18 protein-coding genes and 1 pseudogene are annotated in these 21739 nt (G+C 66.8%); 10 read left to right on the top strand and 9 right to left on the bottom strand.

The features are described 5' to 3' along the window. Positions 1–541: 541 nt before the first annotated feature. Both AB0O15_RS40815 and AB0O15_RS40810 read right to left on the bottom strand, forming a co-directional pair. Positions 542–745: a hypothetical protein gene (locus AB0O15_RS40815; RefSeq protein WP_364331006.1), complete on the bottom strand. Its 204-nt coding sequence runs from the start codon at positions 743–745 to the stop codon at positions 542–544. A gap of 256 nt (positions 746–1001) precedes the next feature. Further along, the gene (locus AB0O15_RS40810; RefSeq protein ID WP_364331003.1) at positions 1002–1166 is read right to left on the bottom strand and encodes a hypothetical protein; all 165 of its coding nucleotides are present in this window, start codon (positions 1164–1166) and stop codon (positions 1002–1004) included. 193 nt (positions 1167–1359) lie between these two features. Here AB0O15_RS40810 and AB0O15_RS40805 point away from each other — a divergent pair, with 193 nt between their 5' ends. From AB0O15_RS40805 to AB0O15_RS40795, 3 genes are all read left to right on the top strand, one after another. Then, entirely contained in the window at positions 1360–2241 is an 882-nt protein-coding gene (locus AB0O15_RS40805; RefSeq protein ID WP_364331200.1) for a helix-turn-helix transcriptional regulator, read from the top strand. After that, the gene (locus tag AB0O15_RS40800) at positions 2229–2444 is read left to right on the top strand and encodes a DUF397 domain-containing protein (RefSeq protein ID WP_364331000.1); all 216 of its coding nucleotides are present in this window, start codon (positions 2229–2231) and stop codon (positions 2442–2444) included. Before AB0O15_RS40805 ends, AB0O15_RS40800 begins: the two co-directional genes overlap by 13 nt. A gap of 318 nt (positions 2445–2762) precedes the next feature. After that, positions 2763–4214 carry a restriction endonuclease gene (locus AB0O15_RS40795; RefSeq protein ID WP_364330997.1) on the top strand — a complete coding sequence of 484 codons (1452 nt, stop codon included), beginning with the start codon at positions 2763–2765 and terminating at the stop codon, positions 4212–4214. A 129-nt stretch (positions 4215–4343) separates the two neighbouring features. Here AB0O15_RS40795 and AB0O15_RS40790 read toward each other — a convergent pair whose 3' ends face one another. After that, positions 4344–5765, bottom strand: coding sequence for a HEPN domain-containing protein (locus AB0O15_RS40790; protein ID WP_364330994.1), 1422 nt, complete (start codon positions 5763–5765; stop codon positions 4344–4346). A 683-nt stretch (positions 5766–6448) separates the two neighbouring features. Here AB0O15_RS40790 and AB0O15_RS40785 point away from each other — a divergent pair. Next, positions 6449–7399: a hypothetical protein gene (locus tag AB0O15_RS40785; protein WP_364330992.1), complete on the top strand. Its 951-nt coding sequence runs from the start codon at positions 6449–6451 to the stop codon at positions 7397–7399. A 740-nt stretch (positions 7400–8139) separates the two neighbouring features. Further along, a complete protein-coding gene (locus tag AB0O15_RS40780; protein WP_364330989.1) occupies positions 8140–9447 on the top strand; it encodes a plasmid pRiA4b ORF-3 family protein in 1308 nt (435 codons plus the stop codon). Between the two features lie 31 nt (positions 9448–9478). On the opposite strand, the gene AB0O15_RS40775 is transcribed toward AB0O15_RS40780, so the two are convergent. From AB0O15_RS40775 to AB0O15_RS40755, 5 genes are all read right to left on the bottom strand, one after another. Beyond that, entirely contained in the window at positions 9479–12322 is a 2844-nt protein-coding gene (locus AB0O15_RS40775) for a glycosyl hydrolase (protein ID WP_364330987.1), read from the bottom strand. 285 nt (positions 12323–12607) lie between these two features. After that, positions 12608–13795, bottom strand: a complete 1188-nt coding sequence (locus tag AB0O15_RS40770; RefSeq protein ID WP_364330984.1) for an ABC transporter permease — start codon at positions 13793–13795, stop codon at positions 12608–12610. Then, entirely contained in the window at positions 13792–14460 is a 669-nt protein-coding gene (locus AB0O15_RS40765) for an ABC transporter ATP-binding protein (protein WP_364330981.1), read from the bottom strand. Before AB0O15_RS40765 ends, AB0O15_RS40770 begins: the two co-directional genes overlap by 4 nt. Next, complete coding sequence (locus AB0O15_RS40760; protein WP_364330978.1) at positions 14457–15512, bottom strand: peptidoglycan-binding domain-containing protein; 1056 nt, start codon at positions 15510–15512, stop codon at positions 14457–14459. Before AB0O15_RS40760 ends, AB0O15_RS40765 begins: the two co-directional genes overlap by 4 nt. Next, the gene (locus AB0O15_RS40755) at positions 15509–16069 is read right to left on the bottom strand and encodes a hypothetical protein (protein ID WP_364330976.1); all 561 of its coding nucleotides are present in this window, start codon (positions 16067–16069) and stop codon (positions 15509–15511) included. Before AB0O15_RS40755 ends, AB0O15_RS40760 begins: the two co-directional genes overlap by 4 nt. Positions 16070–16157: 88 nt before the next feature. Between AB0O15_RS40755 and AB0O15_RS40750 the strand changes: the two genes are divergently transcribed. The 5 genes and pseudogenes from AB0O15_RS40750 to AB0O15_RS40730 form a co-directional block, all read left to right on the top strand. Further along, positions 16158–16814, top strand: coding sequence for a response regulator transcription factor (locus AB0O15_RS40750; RefSeq protein ID WP_364330973.1), 657 nt, complete (start codon positions 16158–16160; stop codon positions 16812–16814). After that, positions 16811–17905, top strand: coding sequence for a HAMP domain-containing sensor histidine kinase (locus AB0O15_RS40745; protein WP_364330971.1), 1095 nt, complete (start codon positions 16811–16813; stop codon positions 17903–17905). Before AB0O15_RS40750 ends, AB0O15_RS40745 begins: the two co-directional genes overlap by 4 nt. A gap of 9 nt (positions 17906–17914) precedes the next feature. Then, positions 17915–18229, top strand: coding sequence for a PadR family transcriptional regulator (locus tag AB0O15_RS40740; RefSeq protein WP_364330970.1), 315 nt, complete (start codon positions 17915–17917; stop codon positions 18227–18229). Next, positions 18226–19497, top strand: coding sequence for a hypothetical protein (locus AB0O15_RS40735; RefSeq protein WP_364330969.1), 1272 nt, complete (start codon positions 18226–18228; stop codon positions 19495–19497). Before AB0O15_RS40740 ends, AB0O15_RS40735 begins: the two co-directional genes overlap by 4 nt. 53 nt (positions 19498–19550) lie before the next feature. Then, positions 19551–20366, top strand: a pseudogene (locus AB0O15_RS40730) (glycosyltransferase 87 family protein); the annotation flags it as partial. Positions 20367–20500: 134 nt separating this feature from the next. Here the strand turns inward: AB0O15_RS40730 and AB0O15_RS40725 are convergent. Further along, positions 20501–20836, bottom strand: coding sequence for a hypothetical protein (locus AB0O15_RS40725; protein WP_364331214.1), 336 nt, complete (start codon positions 20834–20836; stop codon positions 20501–20503). Positions 20837–21739 lie beyond the last annotated feature (903 nt).

Here is a 21739-nt window from a genome sequence, read left to right as displayed (position 1 = left end):
GTCGGGCGGGGAGGGGCGTGCGGCCTACGGCCGTCCCCTCCCGCCCAAAAGGCGGAAGCACAACACCACCGGCACAGCCACAACGCCACGTTCAGCCAGATCAGCCGCACCGACTATGGACACTGTGGACTGCCGACATCACGCCGCAACTAGCGGGACACGAGCCCAACCGTTGCCGTCTGCAAATCGACCACACCGATCCCCCATCAGACAAGCATCGAAGGCACTGTGCACCGTGGCCCTGGAGCCAGAGTAAGCCCAATTTCGAATGCCGCAAGTGCCGTTGTGGGGGCACGGACTTCACTTACGGAAATGGCCGTCCGGCAGCGATTGATGAATCCAGAACGGGACGCTTACGTCCGCAAAAGCGGTCCCCAGTCCGGGCCAAAATTTCTTGAGAAAGTTTGGCACTGAGGGGCACCGCGCCACCAATCGCCGCGAGATCCTTGTGTGCTCATACCGCCACGCTACGTCCGACGACGCGCGCGCGGGAGATGACGGGGGTTGACGGGTGTTGTCCTCGGTCAACCCGAACCCGACCCTACGAACGGTGCGCCTGTGTGGGAAGTCCCCACGAGATCAACACGTCGCGTAAATCCGCGGCATCGCATCTGAGCGCACCGAACTGGTCCTCGCCCCAGACGATGACCTCCGCGATGTCGAGATGCTCCTCGCCGATCTGAACCCCGACGTCGGCGTCCTCGGGCAGAGCAGCGATCCGCTGCAACAGCTCATCCCGCATCATTTCGAAGTCCTCTCGTTGGTGCCGGCCCAGCCCAAGAACCGCCCGTACAAGTCCGGCACGATCCATGACTCGGCAAAGTCCGCGGCAGCCTCCGCCAAGCACAATGCGAGGTAGACGAAGACGGCGGTGCGACAGGTAAGGGACTGCACGACAAAGCAGATCCGCGCTTCAAGACACGGCCACTCATCACCGCAGGTACGGCAACGCCAGCCCGGCCGACGAGGCTGGTGCTCGACGACGGCCATCTCCGCGGCGGTCACGATGCCGGAGGCAGCTTGGACGTCTCGCCGCCGTGACACTCAGGCAGCGCGACGAACGTCAGCGTGCCGCACCGAGGGCACCATCGACTCTTCGTCTTGAAGGCGAGCACGCCGGCCAAGAAGCCGAGCACCAGCGCCGCCGCCACCGTACCGATTCCCATCGACCCTCCACTCAGTCATCCCGCCGACATCTCCAGGAGCGATGTGACGGTCGTGGACATCGATGGTTAGTCGTGGGACTACCTCGCGCAATGATTACGCGGCAGAATGGCCCGAGAAGAGTCCGAACGCCCGATGAGCGTTACGCGGAGACCTGGAACCTGGTTACGTGCCGACCGGCGAGGGAGTTACACGGTGACGAATGAGCACATCGGATCGACCGTCCCTCGCCGTCAGCTCGGCCGCAGGCTCAGAGACTTGCGGGAGGGCGCCCGCCTGACGGTGACGCAGGTGGTCACCGCCCTGGAGTGGTCGAAACCTCGCCTGTGGCGCTACGAGACAGGCCAGGTCCCCATCCACCCCAACGACGTCGAGGCGATGTGCCGGCTCTATGGCGCCAACCGCGAGCTAACCGCCGCGCTGAAGACGCTGGCCCGCGAGACCAAGTCCAAGGGCTGGTGGCACACGTACTCCGACATCCCCGAGTGGTTCGAACTGTTCCTCGGCATGGAGGCAGCAGCATCCCGCCTCCGGCAGTACGAGGCTGAGGTGATCCCCGGACTGATCCAGTCCGCTCCCTACGCCAGCGCAATCATCTCGCGAGGCATTGTCAACGACCCCACGTCCGACGTCATCGAGCGCCGCATGGCCATCCGGTTGCAACGCCAGCAGATCCTGACCCGCCGCGATCCAAGAGCTCCCGACCTGGACATCTTCCTGAGCGAGGCGGCCCTGCTACGCGGCTTCAGCCCAGAGATCATGGTCGACCAGCTGACGACGTTGCTGACGCTGTCCGAGCGCCCCAACATCACCATCCGCGTGGCGCCCCTGGCCGCCGGCCCACACCGGGCCTTCCACGGATCCTTCGTCATCCTCGACTTCCCGGAGGAGACACCGGTGCGCGGCCCCGAGCCCACCACCATCTACTCGGAGCATCCCACCGGAGCCCTCTACCTGGACAAGCCCAACGAGGTCGAAAGCTACTCAAGAATCTGGGCCGACCTCGATAGAGTGGCACTCGATCAACCAGGCTCCAACCACCTGATCCGACAGAGGCTGAGGGAGTGGTCGCAGTGAAGCCCAACCTCGACGGCGCCATCTGGCGCAAGTCCAGCCGCAGTGGCAGCGAGGGCAACTGCGTAGAGGTAGCCACCAACCTCCCCGACCTGGTAGCTGTCCGAGACACCAAGGACCGCAATAGCGGCACTCTGACATTCTCTCTAGATGAGTGGGTAGCCTTCATAGACGGCATACGTCACGGCGAGTTCGACCTACAGTAAACGTCGGCAAAGCGCAGCCACAAAGTCACTTCTCACCCGCCTTACGTTATATCCACCCGCAGCCCCCTGTTGTTATGCGGTGACACCCATATCGCCACCTGACAGTGCCTCACGGTCTACACCTAACGCGGTTACGGATCAACTCTCTAGCCGAGGGGACACCGGCAGATCGCGCACGGCACCTCCAAGAAGGCCGAAGGGGCACCTGCGGTCGAGGTGCGGATCATGCCTAGTGTCAGCGGCAGATTGCCTGCACGTGCGATAGAGTCCTGCGTCCGACTGGGCTGCAAACCACCGACTCTCGACACGGAGCTGCACGTGCACAACAACGATTTGCGAGAGCTTCTCCTATCCGCACAACACAACCCTCGCCCAGCGGAACGCGGCCGACATTTGGAAACGATCACAGCGGCACTCTTCCGGCGCGAACACTTTCGCGTCCAACTCAATCCTGGATCCGCCAGCCCGCGACAAACAGATCTTATTGCGATCAAGGTCGGAGACATCTACTTGGTCGAGTGCAAGTGGCGAAGCGATAAAGCGAACATCGACGATGTCGACTCACTTAGGTCCAGACTTCGGCGAGTCGATACCCACGCCGTCGGGATTCTTTTAAGCTACGAGGGATTTACCGAGCCGGTCCTGACCGAGGTCCTGGCAAATAGGAGTCAGGCAATTCTCTTAATTTCCGGTCGCGAGCTGGAACAAGTGGCTTCCGGATTCCGTAGCCTTTCAGATCTTCTGTGGCGCAAGCGTCAAGCATTAATTACGGACGGTGAAGTTCTTCTGGATGAGCCTACCTTGAAGAACCAAAAGCGGTTGGTGCAGCTACCCCGCACGGAATATGAGGTGCTGTGGTCCGACAGCAGCCGAACACAATTAGTCGAGTGCGCTGGTCGTTTTGGCCAATTCGTCTTTACTCACGACCTACCGGATATTGATTGGGTCATCGCCAGCGGCGTTGGGGTAACTCTAGACATCAGTCCACCAGTACACGACGCCGAAGGCGTAGAGAATTTGTTAAGGACGGCAGCCGATCTCGGCTGGGTCACACCTGAGGCCCGGTGGAGCATCCAGCAAGCACGCCGGAACTGGCATGGATGGGGCGCGCATGAATTCGTTGCCGAGCTCCAGAATTGGGAATATAGAGCTAAGACAGAAAAGGCTCATGACAGCGAGGAATTCCTATACACAGACGTGTGCGACGGTGGCTTCTACACCATAGCCGCGACCATATCGACACACCACTCACGGCAGGTACGGAGCGTGAATATATCGTTCCAGTTCCAAGGACATCCTCTCGACACCAGACCCCTTCTCGAATTATGCAATACAATTGGTGTACATGAGAACCTATACCTTCGGCCGCGCGAGTCAGAGTCGGTCACAATTCTTCAGATGCAGCGGAAAGACATCAGAGCCGACTCGATACTCGGCTTAGTAACAAAGCCAGAGTCTGACCCTCGATTTGATTTCTCTCATTGGGTCATTGGCCTGATTGTAAAAAACTCATTCTTTGCCGGCCAGGAAGCCCCGCCGGCCGAGACGCAAAGACAGCTAAGAATACTAGAAGATACCGAACTCCTGGTTTGCAACCTCTCGGAACATCACCCTCTAGATAGCAAGAAATACGACTACTATTTCCAGAGATTTGAATACGCGCAAACAAGCGATGGCCCAGTTATAAGCATATCTGCAAATTGGCGTGAATTCGAAGAGGCAACGTCATCGAGCGACGAGTCTCGCCCAAACGTTCTAGAAAAGAGCTAGGCAACCGTCCGTCGGCTTATGGATCGATACTGCGAACACACACCATGTGGGTTCCCGACCGAGGGAACTCACATAGGCGCAGAGGTCGGTACGCCGCGATAGCGGTGTGAAAGTGGCATACGGGCGCGCTCACGCACCAGCCATAAGCATCTCCCGCAGTTTTTCGACTCTCTCCCACAGGCGATCCTTGTACCACGTGGTCGCGTAACTTGCTGCCTTACGCTCAAGTACCTCTACCGGGGCTCCGGCAACAAGCAGCAAGCAAATTCTGACGACGTCGTATACGGACTCCGCCAGAAAGAAAAGGTCCTCGCCATCGATCTTGTCGACTCGCGATCCGATGTGGGTCACTTCGTTGCGCACTTGTGAGCATGTAAATGCCCAGCGAGCTCTCCGCTTACTGTTACCAATAATTGGGCGGATGCAGGAGTCGGCTTCCTTCACGAGTGCCACCAAGCGCTGCCGCAAAGTCGGCTCATCGTTGTGGACGAGTTCCCTCTCCAGCCATTCACGATGGTGTTGCGGCACAGCACGAACACACTCATCAAGTATCCGCCGAAAATCCGAATCAGCGCTGCGGCTTCCCCCAACGGTAATGCGGTGGAATGCCTCCGCGGCGAATGTGGCGTTGAGGAACCGGTTTTGCGCGTACATTTGCTTCGCAAGCCTAATAGACACGAAGTACTCGAGTGGCCGTTCGAATGCCTTTGACTCATCGATCCAACGCGCGACGGCCGGAGTGCCGCCAAGCTCCCCGTAGGTCAGAAGCATTCGATGCACAGGTTGAGGCTTGCGCTCTTCTGTGCTGATGTAGTTGATAGGCGCGGCCAGTACCTCGATGAGCTTACTGTGAGTTGATTCTGAACCATCCAGCATCCTATCCTTAATTTCTGGTCGACTTACGACGAAGCTATCCAGGATGGTCGACGCACCCGTACACAGAATCACCAGACTTTGAATCCGGCTTACGTCTTTCCGGATCGTCCTGATGGGTTGCTGAGCGCCGTAATCAATTCGGACAGCCACGCTTTGCTTGATAGCAACATCTCCCGTGGCTTCATTTTCGAAAGTCGCGCCGAATACAATAGAGACTCTACCGCGCGAGAAGCTGGCCTCGCTCGACTCCGGTAACGCGTAGTCAATTTTGTAAGTAGTCTTGCCGCGGTCGTCCGTCACGCGATCAAATTTTGATCCCTTAGCTCCGATCCAACTACTCAAGTCCGCCAGGACGAAACGGGTCGACGCGAAGTGGAGCTCGGCATCCTCCAGGTGGTGGCCCTTGAACATCTGATTAGCTCTGTAATAACTTTCTTCCAGCCCAGGCGAACGCGCGCTTCGACCAGCATGATAGGCATTCTCGATCGTTATTTGATCTGTGCCGACCCAGCCAAGTATCCGGAGTTTTGAGTCCTCGGCTGACGAGGCACTGAAAGCGCCAATGAGCGTCAGCCGCACTGCACGGTCTGCCGGATCAAAGATCAGCCGGCCGCTGAGAGTGTCGTCCGGGTGATCAGCAAGCCAAAATATTCCTAGTTGATCAATGTGCTGCATGTCGTTCTCCTGCCGTTCGGTCGTCGAACATTCTGAACGGCAGCTTGAGCGAAGGGAAGCGCAATAGGTTTGCCACCCGCTGCCGCAGGTGACCACGAGCGGCGAGCTCCATGGCATCAGGGATGGGGCCGTGACCCTTGCCTCATCGGCCGCGGACCCTGATCCAGCACTCATCATGGGAGCGGCTTGTAGAGCGAGCTACTGAAGCCAGATTTCTCGGGTCCGGTCGTCTTTAGCTACAGCGCACATCGCAAGGACCATGGCGTACACACCTGCGAACTAACGCTGAGCGCCGCTAGAGCGGGCCCCCCACGGCACTCAATCGGGTGAACCATGACGGCTCGATCTTGCGCCGAGTGGTCGACCGACCTCATCGTTGATTTCGGCCAACACGCTGGCCTGACTCCGAGTCGATCAACGAGGGCGCCCACGCCGCCGCCGATCGACGACCGAGGACAAGCCGTCTGTGACGCAGCGTGCGCTTACCACCGTGACTCGCGGAGGGGCGTGGGGGACTCCGTTGGAGGAAGATCACGATGGCCAAAACTCCCAGCTCACGCGACCGCAGCCGACGCCGCGCCATCCGCGCTCGTCAGGCTCAGACCGGCGAGCCGTTCAGCGTTGCCGCCCGGCAGATAGCCGCTGGTACTGACACATCTCCGACTGACACCCGAGGTACTTCTATGGTCGAAACCAATCTGCGTCGCATACGCGTGCTCGACGCCCTCTATGACTTCACGCTGGACGCGACTGGCACTATGCCGTCCGTACTCGACGTCATCGAACTTGATGAACTGACGCCCGAGAGCGAGCCAGTCTGGCGTGATCTTTTCCGGGACCTGGACCGGGCTGGCCTAATCAAGCTCGCCGAGTCGATGGGCTTCGAAGGCACGTCGATGGTCATCACTCACGCCGGCCGCGTCGACGTCGAGAGCCGACGAGCACGCCGAAACGACCCGATCCGCCGCAACGTCGCTGCTCGCGATGCTGTCATTCGGTGGCTTCACGGCAGGCCCAACCACGAGGCGCCAGACGTCCACCCCATCTCGCAAAACCCTGCGTTCCTCTTCGAGGGCCTTCCGATCAGCACCGAGGATCTGGACGCGGCAGTCGGCTACTTGGAGAGCGTCGGGCTCATCACCGGCTTCAAGGTATGGGGTGGCGTCATTGCCCGTCCCCGTCTGACCACGCCTCAAGGCATTGACTGTGCTGAACAGTTCGGAGGATCCGTGAGCAACTACCTGCGGCACCAAGCCGGCAACAACGGTGCCCAGAACACTGTGACCTTCAACGGGCCGGTCTCGGGCAACGTGGCCTGGGACAGTCAACACGTCACACAGACGGCATCCACCAACAGCGGCCTGGCGGCAGACGAACTGAAGAACATGCTGCGAGCAATCCAAGACGCCCTTCCCGTTCTCAACCTGCCCAGCGTCCAGGAGAATGAGGTCCGCGCGAACCTGGAAAGCATCGACGGCGAACTGGCCAGCAGCACCCCGGACGCCAGTAAGGTCAAGACCTTCATGAGCCGAGCGCTGACCGGGTTGGGCGCGGCAGCCAATAGTTCTCTGGCCACCGTGCTCACTGCATCCGCAACCGAGTTGATGAGCAACATGGGTCTGCCGCTCGGATAAGAGTCGCCGGGTCAGGTGAGCCCGATGTGAGCCCGGACGCCCGCGGACTGACCATGAGCCTTGGCTACGGATCAGGACCCGGAGGGTTGCCTACCAGGACTGATAGGCACCCTTCGGACCGGGGAACTATGGTCGGGACGTACCACCCGGAACTTCTAATCCGTCGGTCGCAGGTTCGAATCCTGCCGGGCGCGCTCAAAAAGAGCAGCCTTGAGCTGCTCTTTCTTCTTTCTTGGGAATCGGTCCTGCTGCCAGGCGAGCGGCGGCTTCTGCCGCTTCGCGAGCAATCTCCGGCAGGACGCTGGAGTTATTCTCAGCGGCCCAGCCCGGCCCTACGGACGCTCCCTTGCTCCCAGCACGGACGGCAGCTCACGAGGGATCGTTGACGGTCTTGCGGTGATCAAGGCCGAGACGTGGATGGTGGGCGAGCACCTCGATGCACTCGTCGACGCGCTCACCGCCGTCGCACTAGCCGCGCCGACCGGACCTCTCCGAACATCGGCCGGGTGAGCCCGATGAGGTCTTGAGAGCGAAGGGTGCAGGATGGTCCGGTGAGTCCTGTGAGCCGTGGTCGGAAGAACGCAAGGTCCCGCCGGTCCGATCTGCGGGTTGTTCGCCCGGTGGTCGCCGTTCCGGAGGAATGCGACTGCCCTGAGTGTTCGGGTGCGGAGTTCGATCCGCAAGCCTTCATCGATGATCTGGCGGCGAGTGCCGGCGAGATCCTCGGGGCTGATGACCCGTTGGATGCGGAGCTGTTCGGGGCGAGCTTCGTGGCCGCGGGACGAATGGCCGGCGAGGAGTTCACCGAGTCGCTGGCCGACGGCATCGTTCCGGCGCTGGCGCAGCTGTCCACTGCCGAGTCCGTCGGCGTGCTGGCCGCGATCGGCGCGGTGGAGAGCGAGTCGGGGGCCGCGGATGCCGTCCGGCGTCTTGTGGACGGCGGACTGCCCGCGCCGGCCTGGCTGAAAGAGCTCGACGAACCGGTCCGGGCGGGAATCTGTCGTCGCTACGGTGACCCGGCCGGCGTGGGGTCGATGCTGCTGTGTTCCTTCGAGCGGGCTGGGCGCTCGCACGGTTTCCTCGTTCAGGTCGACCACACCGACTGTGACGCGGCGGTTGACATTCTGCTGTTTCCGGGCGAGGCGATGGCTGAGTTGACGGAGAAGATCCAGGCCGGGCCGCTCGACGCCGAGGATCTGGATCCCGCCGAGCTCCGCTGGCAGGTTGAACGCGCTCTCGACGCACGCGCGGACCACGACCTGGAAGACGGTGATCTGGGCCTGGACGACGACACGGCGGAGGACGGACCCGACTATTACACGTTGGCCGTCGTGCTGCGTACCCGGATGAGTGATCTTCCTGAGCCGTCGCGCCCACCGGCCGGGCACGGCAACGATGACCGATCGGGTCCGGTGGAAGCGATCGGGATGCCGGTCGCCCGAGGGCCGCGCCGCACGGCCGACCGCAAGCTGCCGGCGAAGCGGAAGAAGTCCGACGGGCCGGCTCCGATCTATCAGATCAAGGTCGGTCTGCGTGGCGCGAAGCCGCCGATCTGGCGGCGTCTGGAACTGCCCGGCGACACCGGCCTGACCGACCTGCACAACATCATCCAGAGGGCCTTCGGCTGGGAAGACAGCCACCTGCACGTGTTCCGGACGCCATATGGCGCGTTCGGCCAGGCCGACCGGGAGCTGGGCCACCGCGCCGAGAAGCCGGTGACGCTGGAACAGATCGCACCGGCCCTCGGTGACGAGGTGGAGTACCTCTACGACTTCGGTGACAACTGGGAGCACGAGATCGTGGTGGAGAAACTCCTCGACCGCAAGGCTGTGCCGTACCCGCGTTGCACAGCCGGCCGACGAGCCGCCCCGCCCGACGACTGCGGAGGCGTCTGGGGATATGCCGACCTCGTCGACATCCTCGCCGACCCCTCCCACCCGGAACACTCGGATCGGCTGGATTGGCTCGGGCTTACGTCGGCCGAGGACTTCGACCCGGCCCGATTCGACGCCGCCGAGGTGACGCGGGCGCTGACCGAGGCACCCTGAACCCACGATCGCGGGTTCAGGGTGCGTCAGGTCACTGATAGGGCAGGGTCACCGTCGAGAGCGCACCCAGCGACACCGTGCTGGGCGCCGAGCCGATGGCGCTCCAGATCTCCAGCTTGACCGTCCCGTTGGCCAGGTTGCCGAAGGCCCCGGTGGTGGTGATCTGGCCGGCCGCCTCGGAGTACCGCTCCCACCCGGTGACCGGGTCGGTGGCGAAGTAGCGGAACGTCTCGACCCGGTCGAAGCTGCCGTTGCCGGTCAGGTCGTACGAGACGCGGACCTGGGTGGCGTTGCCGACCGAGGTGGCCGAGTCCACCGAGAGGCCGAAGGCGGTCGCGCCGCCGGAGCGGTAGGCCAGGTTGAGCCCGGTCGCGGTGAACGTGGTCGGCGAGTGCGGCTGGTTGTCGTTGGCGCCCGTCGACTTGGCCACGGTAGCGGTGCCGGCACTCCCGGCTTCGGCGGTCAGGGCGCCGCCGGCCTGCAGATGACGCACCGGGGAAGAAGGCGGGTCCGTCGGAGGATCGGAAGGCGGATCGGAAGGCGGGTCCGACGGCGGGTCCGACGGCGGGTCCGACGGCGGCGTGATCCCTCCGCCGGTGGCGTTGCCGCCCGACCACGAGAGGGCCCCGCTGGCGACCGTCCGACCGGCGGGCACCGCGAGCACCCGGCCGTCCGAGAAGGTCACCGTGAGCGCTGAGTTGGTGATGTTGGAGGCGACGTACGTCTTGGCGCCGTTCTTGGTGAAGACCCGGGCCAGCGGATGGTTCGCGGTGACGGTGAGGTCGGTCGTGCCCAGGGCGGCCAGGTTGCGGATCCAGTGGAACGTGTGCGCCTTGGTCTCGCCCTCCTCCGGCGTGTAGCCGCTGTTGGCCCGGAACTTGGTCAGCGCCGCGTCGCCGTCGCCGAGGGCCAGGTACTGCCAGGCGATGTCCTGCCAGAGCGCCGGTTCGTGGCCGGCGTTGGTGACCATCTCGGCGTAGTTACGCCGCACGTACGCGGGGTCGTTGCCCAGGTAGAAGTGCCCGCCGGTGACCGGCAGCATGTTGATGCCGTGGATCTGCTCGGGCGCCGAGGCGAACCAGGTGGCGTACGCGCCGCCGTCGCCCCAGACCATGCCGACCGTGCCGTGGCCGAACGCCGCCGGGAAGTTCTCGTTGCGGGTGTCGAACCAGTACTCGTTGATCGCGGCCGACTGGGTCGTCCAGATGAAGACGCCGGCGTCGCGGATCGCGGTGTTGCCGGTCGCCTGTCCCCATTGGATCAGGGCGTTGGCGAAGTTCATCCCCTCGGACGAGGACTCCTGGTTGTTGCCGGCGAAGAACGCGCCGTGCCCGGCCGCCCAGTCGTGCCCGGCGTAGATGTCGAAGTCGCGGAGGTACGGGAACCGGTTGTCGCCGCGGTCATAGTTGTTGGCGTCGCGGATCAACAGATCAACCATGCCGCCGTACGCCGAGTTCGCGGCCCATGACGGGTCGAACTTGGCCAGTGTCGCCGCGGCGGCGATGTAGTAGCCGTAGTGGAAGTGGTGGTCGTTGAGCTCGGCGTCGGACCCGTACGACGCCGGGTAGCCGATCAGCGTGCCCCAGTTCCGGTCGTAGTAGAACAGCTTCTGCGTCTCGCCGGGCGTGGCGGTGAGCCACTGGTTCAGCTGCGTGCGGATGGCCGCCAGCGCGGTGTCGCGTACGTCGGTGCGGCCGAGCTGGTCGGCGATCTCCGCGATCCGCGAGCCGATGCCGAGGGCCTTGCCGGTCCAGTAGGTGTCGTTGTTCACCGGGCTGACCGGGTTGTTCTTGACCTGGTCGAGATAGCCGTTGAGGGTGGCGAGGTCGGCGCCGGCGCTGTCGGCCACCGCGGGCACCTCGGGCAGAACCCCGTTGAAGACCGCCGAGGTGGTGTACGAGGAAGCGCCCACCAGAACCTTCATGGCTCCGCGGGCGGTGACGTAGGTCGGTGTGATCGGGGTGGACCCGGTCAACGCCCGCCACTGGTGCGGGTACAGCCCGATGACGGTTCCGCTGCCCGAACCCTCGCGGGCGGTGGTGGTGTAGGCGTACGTCGTGTTGACCCGGCTGGTGGCCTGGTTGTACGAGTACGACACCCGGGTGCCCGTGACGTGGTTGTGCGCGTAGGCGCCGTAGCTGGTCGCCAGCGCGACCTTGTCGGCGACGCCGCTCGGCAGCACCGCGATCGAGAAGTAGCCCTTGCCGCCCAGCGTGGACGTGATGACGTTGCCGCTGACCGACCAGGTGGCGCCGGTCGGCGCGTACGCGACGTAGTCCTTGCCGGCGACCGAGTAGCCGATCCGCGATCCGCTGTTGGACCAGATGGTCGGGGTGCTCTTCGCGGTGATCTGCGCGTTGCCCCCGGTGACCTGGAAGTACGCGAACGGCAGCCCGTGTCCGATGGTCGCCTTCATGGTGCGGGTGCCGTCACTCCAGTACGGGGTGACGGTCCAGTCGGTCCAGGAGTCGACCAGGGTCCGCGGGGCGTTCAGCCCGGCCACCCCGGCGGTGAAATCCTCCTGGTAGATGTAGTGGTACTCGCCCACACCGGTGGACGAGCCACTGATCTGCGGCGTGGTGTTGTACGAGAAACCCAGCCCGCCCGAGGTGGTGTCGTAGCTCGTCGGGTGCGCGTGCAGGTTCTCGCTGTACGCGCAGTCGAACTTCTTGTAGACCAGCGACGACCACCAGTCGTTGGTCGGCACCGGGCCGGCCGGCGCGTTGGCGGTCATGAACTGGCGCGGGTTGGTGGCCAGGTCACCGCAGCCGACCGGCAGGCTGGCGCCGGCCGGCAGGGTCTCGGTGTAGCTTCCCGAGCCGACCGTGCCCGCGTCGGCCGTGCCGCTGAGGGCGACCGCTCCGACGCCGGCCACGACGGCCGCGGCGACCGTCAGAACGAGAGTCCGGAAAGACCGGAGAGGACCGCTTGGTTCCATCACGCCTCCACTGATTGCGACCGGCCTGAGCCGTCAGAGAGAGCGCTCTCTCGTGCTGAAACTGTAGGTATGAACAGTGCGTTTCGTCAATGTTTCGATTCTGAACGCTGGCCACCCACCCCGCGGACGGGCCACATTGCGGCTGGTGGCGTTGACCGGACATCCGGTTCGCCGCGAGTTCAAGGAACTCGGCGAACCGGATGTCGCCCATCCCGCCGGCGATCACACGTTGGCCAGGGCCTCCGTCGGGGAGAGCCGGGACGCGCGGACCGCGGGGTAGAGCCCGGCCAGCGCGCCGATCAGCACGGTCGCGCCGACGCCGCCGGCGAGCACCCAGACGGGTACGACCGCGGGCCAGCCCTGTAGCACGGCGTACCCGGAGGTGACCACCGCTCCGAGCACCCCGCCACCGATGCCGCCGAGCAGGGACAACAGCAGCGACTCGGCCACGAACTGGGTGCGGATCTGGCCGCGGGTCGCGCCCAGCGAACGGCGCAGCCCGATCTCGGAGCGGCGTTCCAGCACCGAGATCACCATGGTGTTGGCGACCCCGATGCCGCCGACCAGCAGCGCCACCGCGCCCAGGCCGAGCAGCAGCGCGGTGAACGTCTGGTCGGTGGCCTCCCGGGCGGCCAGCGCGTCGGACGGCCGGGACACCTCGACCTCGTTCGGCGCCGACGGGTTGGCGGTGGCCGCCAGCACCGCCTGCACCGCGGTGACCTGGGCGTCGTCGGCGCGGGTGTAGACCGTGGTCGGGTGCCCGTCGAAGCCCAGCAGGTCGTGCGCGACCGGCCAGCCGATCAGGACCGCGCTGTCGAGTTCGGACGCCAGCGGGACCGGCTCCAGGATGCCGACCACGGTGAAGGTACGGCCGCCGAGCAGCACGTTCACGCCGACGCGGCCGATGCCGAGGCGGGTGGCCGCCTCGGCGCCGAGCACCGTCGCCGGGTATCGCGCCGTCGCCGCGTTGAGCCAGACGCCGGATCGCAGCGAGGCCCCGACCGTGCCCGGCAGGGTCAGGCCGGCCGCGCGTACCGAAAGACCGCCGGTCTCGGCCGCCGGGATCCGGTCGTTGCGGTACGCCTTGGTGTCCGGCACCGCGCCGGTCGCCGCGACCTGCCGGACCGGGCCGATCCGCCCGATCATGGCGACCGACTCGTCGGGCAGGTAGGCGTCGTCGCCGAACATCGTCCGGCCCGGCCCCACGGTCAGCAGGTTGGTGCCGAGCGCGGCCAGCTTGCGGTCCAGGTCGGCGGCGCTGGAGGCGGAGATGCCGACCACCGAGACCATGGCCGCGATGCCGATCGCGATGCCCAGCGCCGACAGGACCGCGCGCGTCGGCCGGGCCCGCAGACCGGTCGCGCCGACGAGCAGGACGTCCCTCGGCCGCATCTTTCTCAAAACGATCATGCGATCACCCGCCCGTCCATCATCGGCACCTGCCGCGGCAGCGAGCCCGCGATCGACAGGTCGTGGGTGATCACCAGGACCGTGGTCCCGGCCGCGTGCAGCTCGGTGAGCAGCTCGATCACCGACGCGCCGGACGCCGAGTCGAGGTTGCCGGTGGGCTCGTCGGCGAGCAGCAGCGTCGGCTCGCCGACCACCGCCCGGGCCACCGCCACGCGTTGCCGTTCGCCGCCGGAGAGCTCGTGCGGCCGGTGGGTGAGACGGTCGCCGAGCCCGACCCGGACCAGGGCGGCCTCGGCGGCCAGCTTGCGCTGCTTCTCGGGTACGCCCGAATAGAGCAGCCCGTCGGCCACATTGGAGACGATGTCCCGGCCCGGCGCCAGGTGGAAGTGCTGGAAGACGAAGCCGATCCGCTGGGCGCGCAGGGCCGACAACTGTCGGTCGGACAGCACCCTCACGTCGTACCCGTCGATGCTGACCCACCCGGACGAGGGCCGGTCCAGTGTGCCGATCAGGTGGAGCATCGTCGACTTGCCCGAGCCGGACGGGCCGACGATCGCGACGAACTCGCCGCGCTCGATCCGGAGGCTGACGTCGTCCAGCGCGGTGACGCCGCCGGCGTAGGTCTTGGAGACGCGCTCGAGCTCGACGACGGCCGGCCCGGTCATGCCGGAACCCCCACGACGGTGCCCTCGGCGATCCCGTCGCCGGTGATCTCGACCTTGCCGTCGGCGAACATGCCGGCCTTGACGGCGACGATCTTGGTGGCCGAGCCCTCGACCACCTCGACGCCGTAGCCGCCCTCGGCCAGCGCCAGCAGCGCGCCCACCGGGACGGTCAGCACGTCCTTGGCCTGCGACGCGGTGAACGCCACGGACACCGCGGCCTCGTTCAGGCCCTTCGGCTGCTTGCCCTGGGCGAAGGCGACGGTGACCTCGATGGCGGTGCTGTCCGGTTCCTGGCCCTCGCCCGGCACGACGACGGTCTCGGCCTTGGTGATCTTCCCGGCCACCGTGCTGTCGTCCGGGAGCGTGATCCGGGTGGCCGCGCCGACCTTGGCGAGCCGCTGGTCGGCCAGCTCGAGCCGCACCTCCACGACGCGGGTGGTCGAGGTCAGGTTGAGCAGGGCGGCGCCGCGCTGGGCCAGGTCGCCCTTGGCGGCGCTCAGGCTGTCCACGCGGACCGGCCCGGGGGCGATCACGACCTGGGCCGGTTCGACCGTGCCGGTCTCGGTGAGGCCCAGGTCGTCCTGCCACTCCTCGACGGCGCCGGCGGTGGCCGAGGTGTACTCCTTGTCCACCGTGAAGCCGCGGTAGCCCAGCGCCCACAGGTTCGTCTCGAGTTGCTTGACGTCGTTGCCGTCCAGACCGGAGCGAAGCGTCCGGTACGCCGGCAGCGTCCCGTAGAGCAGCACGACCGGCTTGTTGTCGAGGCGGTACACCGGTCGGCCCCGGGTCAGGGTGGTGCCCGCGGCGGCGATCGCGGTGAGCGTCCCGTCCGACCGGGCGGAGATCGCCGTCGTGTCCCCGTACCCCAGATCGCCGGATTTCTCCTCGCGGTCGATCAGCGTGCCGCGCGTGACGGAGGCCGTGGCCGGTGGCATCGCGTCCGTCTCGCCGCCGCTGCCGCCCTCCGCCTCCGGCAGCCCGACCATGACGGCGGCCGCGGTGGCCGCGCCCACGGTGACGACCGCGGCCACGACCACCCCCGCCCGCTTCACGAACCCGCCTTCTGCTCGACGTCCTTCTGGCCGTTGCCGTCCGGCGGTTCCGGCCGGAACTGCTTGCACGCCTCCTCGGCCTTCTTGAACGACTCGCTCTCGGGGTCGATGCCGCCGCCGTCCTTGTCGTTCTTGATCTCGATGCCGCCGTCGGCGCTGGGGTCCGGGAAGTCCGGCACGCCGTTGGCCCGCATGCACTTGGACAGCTCGCGCAGCTTCGCGGTCATCGCCGGGTCGGCCTTGCCCGGCTGGCCGCCGTTCGGCTGGAACTGCTTGCACGCCTGCATCGCCTTCTCGGCGACTTCCCGGCGTACGCCTTCGGGCATCTTGATCGAGATTCGACCCCCGTCCACCTCGGGGTCGGGGAAGTCCGGGACGCCGTTCTCCCGCATGCACTTGGCGAGCTTGGTCGGGTCGAAGCCGCCGTCCTTGCCGGTGGCGGCGGCGCTGGCCGTCGGGGTGGCGCCGCCGTTCGCGGTCGCCACCGAAGGATCTTGCGCGGGCGGCGCGCAGGCCGCGAGCGCCAGGACCGGGATGAGAAGCAGTGTTCTTCGCATGCCGCCCAGTCAAGGACGTGTCGCATTTCCCGGGCGTCAGCGAAAACGGTGACGCCCGGATGACGTAACCGTGGGTCACCATATGGGGATGCGCATCCTGGTGGTCGAGGACGAGCCGTTGCTGGCCGACGCGGTGGCGGCCGGACTACGGCAGCAGGCGCACGCCGTGGACGTGGTCTACGACGGTGGCGCCGCCCTGGAACGCACCGATGTGCACGACTACGACGTGGTGGTCCTCGACCGCGACCTGCCGGTGGTGCACGGCGACGAGGTGTGCCGCCGGATCGCCGACGTGGGCGGGCCGATGCGGGTGATCATGCTGACCGCGGCGAGCAGCGTCGACGACCGGGTCGACGGGCTCGAACTTGGCGCCGACGACTACCTGCCGAAGCCGTTCGAGCTGCGCGAGCTGATCGCCCGGGTGGCCGCGCTGGGCCGCCGGTCCCGGGCCGCCGCTCCCCCGGTGCTGCGCCGCGCCGGGATCAGCCTCGACCCGCACCGGCGCGAGGTGTTCCGGGACGGCCGCTATGTGCCGTTGTCCCGCAAGGAGTTCGCGGTGCTGGCCGAGCTGCTGCGCGCCGACGGGACCGCGGTCTCGGCCGAGTCGCTGCTGGAGAAGGCGTGGGACGAGAACGCCGACCCCTTCACGCACGCCGTCCGGATGACCATCCTGAAGCTACGCCGCAAACTCGGCGATCCCGCCGTGGTGCTGACCGAACCGGGAGTGGGGTACCGCATCCGATGAGACTCCGGCTGACCCTCGTGTACGGCGGGTTGTTCCTGCTCGCCGGTCTGATCCTGCTGGGCGTCACCGCGGTGCTGGTGTCCCGGGAGCTGCCCTCCAACCTGATGGTGCGGGCGAAGATCCCGGACCCCGGCCTGGTCGGCGGCGACACCACCGTCATCCAGCGGTTCACCGAGGAGGCGCGGGAGAGCACGGTGTACACGCTGCTCACCCAGGGCGGTCTCGCGCTGGTCATCGTCGCCGCGGCGGCGATCGCGCTGGGCTGGCTGATCGCCGGCCTGCTGCTGCAACCGCTGAACCGGATCACCGCCACCGCCCGCCGGATCGCCGACGCGCCCGCCGCCGACGGCCGCCTGCGCGAGCGGATCGCCCTGGAAGGTCCCGACGACGAGATCAAACGGCTGGCCGACACGTTCGACCTGATGCTGACCCGGCTGGACCACGCCTTCGACGGGCAGCGGAGGTTCATCGCGAACGCGTCGCACGAGTTGCGTACCCCCCTGACCTTGAACCGGACCTTGCTCGAGGTCGCGCTGACCCCCGAGCGGGTGCCGCCCGAGATGCGCCAGCTCGGCGACACGCTGCTGGCCATCAACGACCGGCACGGCCGCCTGATCGACGGCCTGCTCATGCTGGCGAAGTCGGAGCGGGAGCCGGCCGCGCACTCCTACGTGGACCTGGCCGACATCGCCGACCACGTGGCCGACACCGCCGACACCAAGCTGGCCGAGGCGCCCGTGCACGGCGACCCCGTGCTGCTCGAACGCATGGTGCAGAACCTGATCGAGAACGGTCTGCGGCACAACGTGCCCGGCGGCTGGGTGTGCGTGGTCACCGGCACGCACGGGCCGAACGCGTTCGTCGAGGTGGGCAACAGCGGACCGGTGGTGCCGCCGTACGAGGTCGAGGGCCTGTTCGAGCCGTTCCGCCGGCTCGGCACGGAACGCCTGGCCTCCCCCGGCGCCGGCCTCGGCCTGTCGATCGTCCGGGCGGTCGCGCGGGCCCACAACGGCGAGGCCCGGGCCATGGCCAGGCCGGACGGCGGCCTGGTGGTCACGGTGACCCTTCCGCGGGTGGCCGACCCTATGTAGTGTGCGTACATGCCCAGGATGACGGCGTCGGTGCTCAAGGTCGTGGCCGCGCTGCTGGCGGCCGGCGGCGCCGAGCGCTACGGCCTGCAACTCATGCAGGCGACCGGCCTGCCCAGCGGCACGCTCTACCCGATCCTGGTCCGCCTGGAACGCGCCGGCTGGGTCGAGTCGCGCTGGGAAGAAACCGATCCGGCCGCCGAGGGCCGCCCCGCCCGCCGCTACTACCTGCTGACCGCCGAGGGTGCGACGTCCGCCCGGCGCGAGGTGGCGGCGATGCGACAGCAGATGTCGGGCGCTCCCGTCCTGGGCGAGTCCCCCGCATGAGGCTCTGCCTTCTTCTGCTGGCCGTGGCCGCGCGCCGCTGGCCCCCCGACATCGCCGCGGACCTGCTGCGTGAGTGGCAGGCTGAGTTGTCCGTCCTGCGCTCATCGCGCTTTCAAATGCTGATGTACGCGGGCAGTCTCGCCGTGGCACCGACAGCAGACGGCCCGTCCTGGTCCCACCGCACAACAACCGTGGCAACCGCCGCCGGCGCCACCCTCCTGGCGGCCACCTTGAGCAACGCCGTCCACACCACAGCCCCCTGGCTGATCCTCCCCGCGGCAGCCCTGATGGCCGTGGCGGCCACCCGAACCCGCCTCTCCCCCCTCGCGGCCACCGCCCTGATCACCCCGCCTCTCTTCGCCTTCCTCTTCCTGGGCAACGCGGTATCCGTCATGCCCTTCATGGGCTTCCAAGACGTGGCCCCCGCCATAGCAACCTGGTCCACAACCCTCCTGACCACCCTCTTCCTCTCCACCCGCCGCGCCGCCGCACTCCCTTCCCCCGCTGGCTCGCCCACGTCCCGCCGCGCATCCCGGCGGCCGGCCACCGCCTTCCGCGGACCGGGCGTCGCCACTCTCCTGGCCGGCAGCGTCATCTCTTTGATCGCCGCCACGGTCGCCGGCTCCCTCAACGCCGCGCACACCCTCGGCATCAGCCCGTGGTCGGCCCCGCTGTGGTTCCCGCTCTCCTTGCTTCCCGCCGACACGACCGCCTTCGGCCCAGTCCTGAGCCCAGCCGCACTCCTGCCGGCAGACGCCGCCCCGACCCACGCCTCAGCCGTACTCCTGGGCAACGCCACCGTCCTGACCGCACCCCTGCTCCTCTGCACGGTCTTCGTCCTGGCCCTGGCCTTCTCCCGCCGCATCCAGGCAGCCACCTCGACAGAACCCCAAAGCCGCGCCTCCACCGGCCTCCCCTCCGCCGGCCGCGCCACCGCCGACCGCGATTTCATTGGTCTCGCCGCCGCCCGCCGCGCCGCCGCCCGCCGCGCCACCGCCCTCGCCCGCCGCGCCGTCACCATCGCGCTCGGTCCCGCGGGCTCACCCCGGCGCCAGGCGACACTCGGCGGCACGGCAGCCCTGACCGCGGTCGCCGCCTGCCAGGCCACCCTCCTGGCCGCAGCCGATCCCACAGCCCTGGCCCACCGCGTCCTCGACCATTCCGCCGTCTTCGGCTTCGGCTTCGCCACCCACCCCGCGGGCCTGGCCGCCACCGCCCTCCTGGCCGCCGCCCTGACCCTCCGCCTGACCGAACCCACTCCCACATAACGGCTTCACCACAGCCCTAGCCCGCCGCCGACCCCCTATGTAGAGTTCCTACCATGGGACGCAGTCAACTGGCCTGGGCCGGAGCACTGACAGCAGCAGCCGTGACGGCCTGGGCCGCCCTGTCCCGCCCCGTCGAAGACCGCCTGTCCGACCTCCACGTCTATCTGGGCGCGGTGAGTTCCCCCAGCCTCTACGACTTCATCCGAGGCGACGCGCCTTTCACCTACCCACCATTCGCGGCCCTGCTGTTCCGCCCGCTGGCCGACCTCCCCGTGGCAACAGTGCAATTCCTCTGGACCGCAGCCACCATCGCAACGGTCGCCGCCCTGGCCTTCCTGGCCGCCCATTCCCTCTCAGCCACCGCCTCCACCCCGAATCTCCTGACCAGAAACGCAGGTTGGCCGGCCCTGGCTTTGACGCTGTCCGCGCCATTCAGCTCAAACATCCGCTTCGGCCAGGTGAGCATCTTCCTGACCGCCGCGGTAGCCACCGACCTCCTGGCGCTGAGAAGAACCAAGTGGTCCGGCGTCCTGATCGGAGCAGCCGCAGCCATAAAACTGACCCCTCTGATCTTCATCCCGATGCTGTTCCTGGCCGCCAACCGCCGAGCCGCCCTACGCGCCATCGCAACCTTCGCCGCCTGCACCACCGCAGCCGCCATTGCCGCCCCCACAGACACCTGGCGCTTCTGGACCGAAGAGATCTTCCACGTAAGCCGCCTAGGACACATCACCTCACCAGGCAACCAGTCCTTGAACGGCATGCTCCTACGCCTGGACCTCCCCCCAGACCCAAGAACAGCAATAACCATCACCGTCGGCGGTGCCATAGCCGCCGCAGCCTTATACCGAGCCTCCCAAGCAGCCAGAAACAACAGTTGGCTAACCGCAACAACAATCACCGGCGCCGCCAGCGTCGTCCTCTCCCCCGTCTCCTGGACCCACCACCAAACCTGGCTGGTCCTGGCCGCCTTCCTCCCCTTGACCACCCGCGTTCCCCAGCCTCAGACCACCGGCGTTTCCAGCCCACCACCGCCGGCCCCCACCACCCGCGAAATGCCGACCACCACCACCCGCAGACTGCCGGCGCCCACCACCACCCGCGAAATGCCGACCACCACCACCCGCAGACTGCCGGCGCCCACCACCACCCGCGGACTGCCTGCCCCCACCACCACCCAGCAGCCGCCAGCCGCCCCGGCGCCCAACGGCCGAATCGTGGACGCCACGCCGAACGGGAGGTCGACGCCGGGCACGTTCAAATCACGCTTGAGCGCATGGTCGCCGATAAGCGGCCGCCTACCGCGCATCACCCCGTCCCAAGCCGCGTGGCCCATCACCGTCCTGGCCGTAATGCTCCTCCCCATAACGGCCCTAGGAACTCCCCTGTGGACAAACGCCCGCCTCTTCCTGGCAATAGCAATAGCGGCCCTGATCCCCTTCTCTTCAATGTCCCGCCGCGACCCCAAACGCAGACCTTCAAGCCACCATCCGCTTCCACCCCGCCCTTCCAGAACCCGTCGCCCAAACGCGTCCGCCCCGCCCCACCACCCCATCCCCCGAGCACGTCACCGGTCACCGCCCTACTGACCGAGAGCCAGGCGAAGCCTCCCCACCCACAGCCCACACGCCCTCCACCCCCACCCTCGAACGAACCACTTCCCCGCTCTCCCGCTTGACCTGACCAGGAGCAGCCCGTCGTCCTAGATCAGGAAGGTGTCGGCGAAGAAGCCCCACCGGCCAGGCACAAGATCCGCCCAGGCGAAGACCACCCATCGGGGCAGATCTGATCGCCCAAAGACCCCACGAGGCATAGACGCTCAAGCGCGGGGAACGCCAAACCAAACCTGCACGCCAGCTCCCCCGCCGGCCCCGCCGACGCCCCGAGCCGCCGACAAAGAACGGCGGCCGGCCAAGAACGGGCGCCGGCGCGGAGGGGGCGTCGGCGACCAGGGCGGCTCACGTGGCCATCAACAGGCCACGTGAGCCGCCCGCCGATCCCCAGCAGTCTCGATGCACCAACCGCAAGCTGGTCAGCTGTCGCCCCGATCGGGCCGCATCGACCTGACACACCGCCCTGCACCGCGCCGCGAACCTGACACACGCGCCGCACCGCGGACCGGACACCAGCCGCGCCGCGCTGGCGGCGCCGACCTGGCACGCCTGGACCAGCCACCGCGGCCGATCCGTCGCGCGGGATTGCGGAGTGGCTCGACGTCAGTGCGGGGGACGCCGATCGGCGT

It is taken from the genome of Actinoplanes sp. NPDC089786, from assembly GCF_040684855.1.
Lineage (GTDB): Bacteria > Actinomycetota > Actinomycetes > Mycobacteriales > Micromonosporaceae > Actinoplanes.
This window is presented reverse-complemented; position numbering and strand designations above follow the sequence as displayed.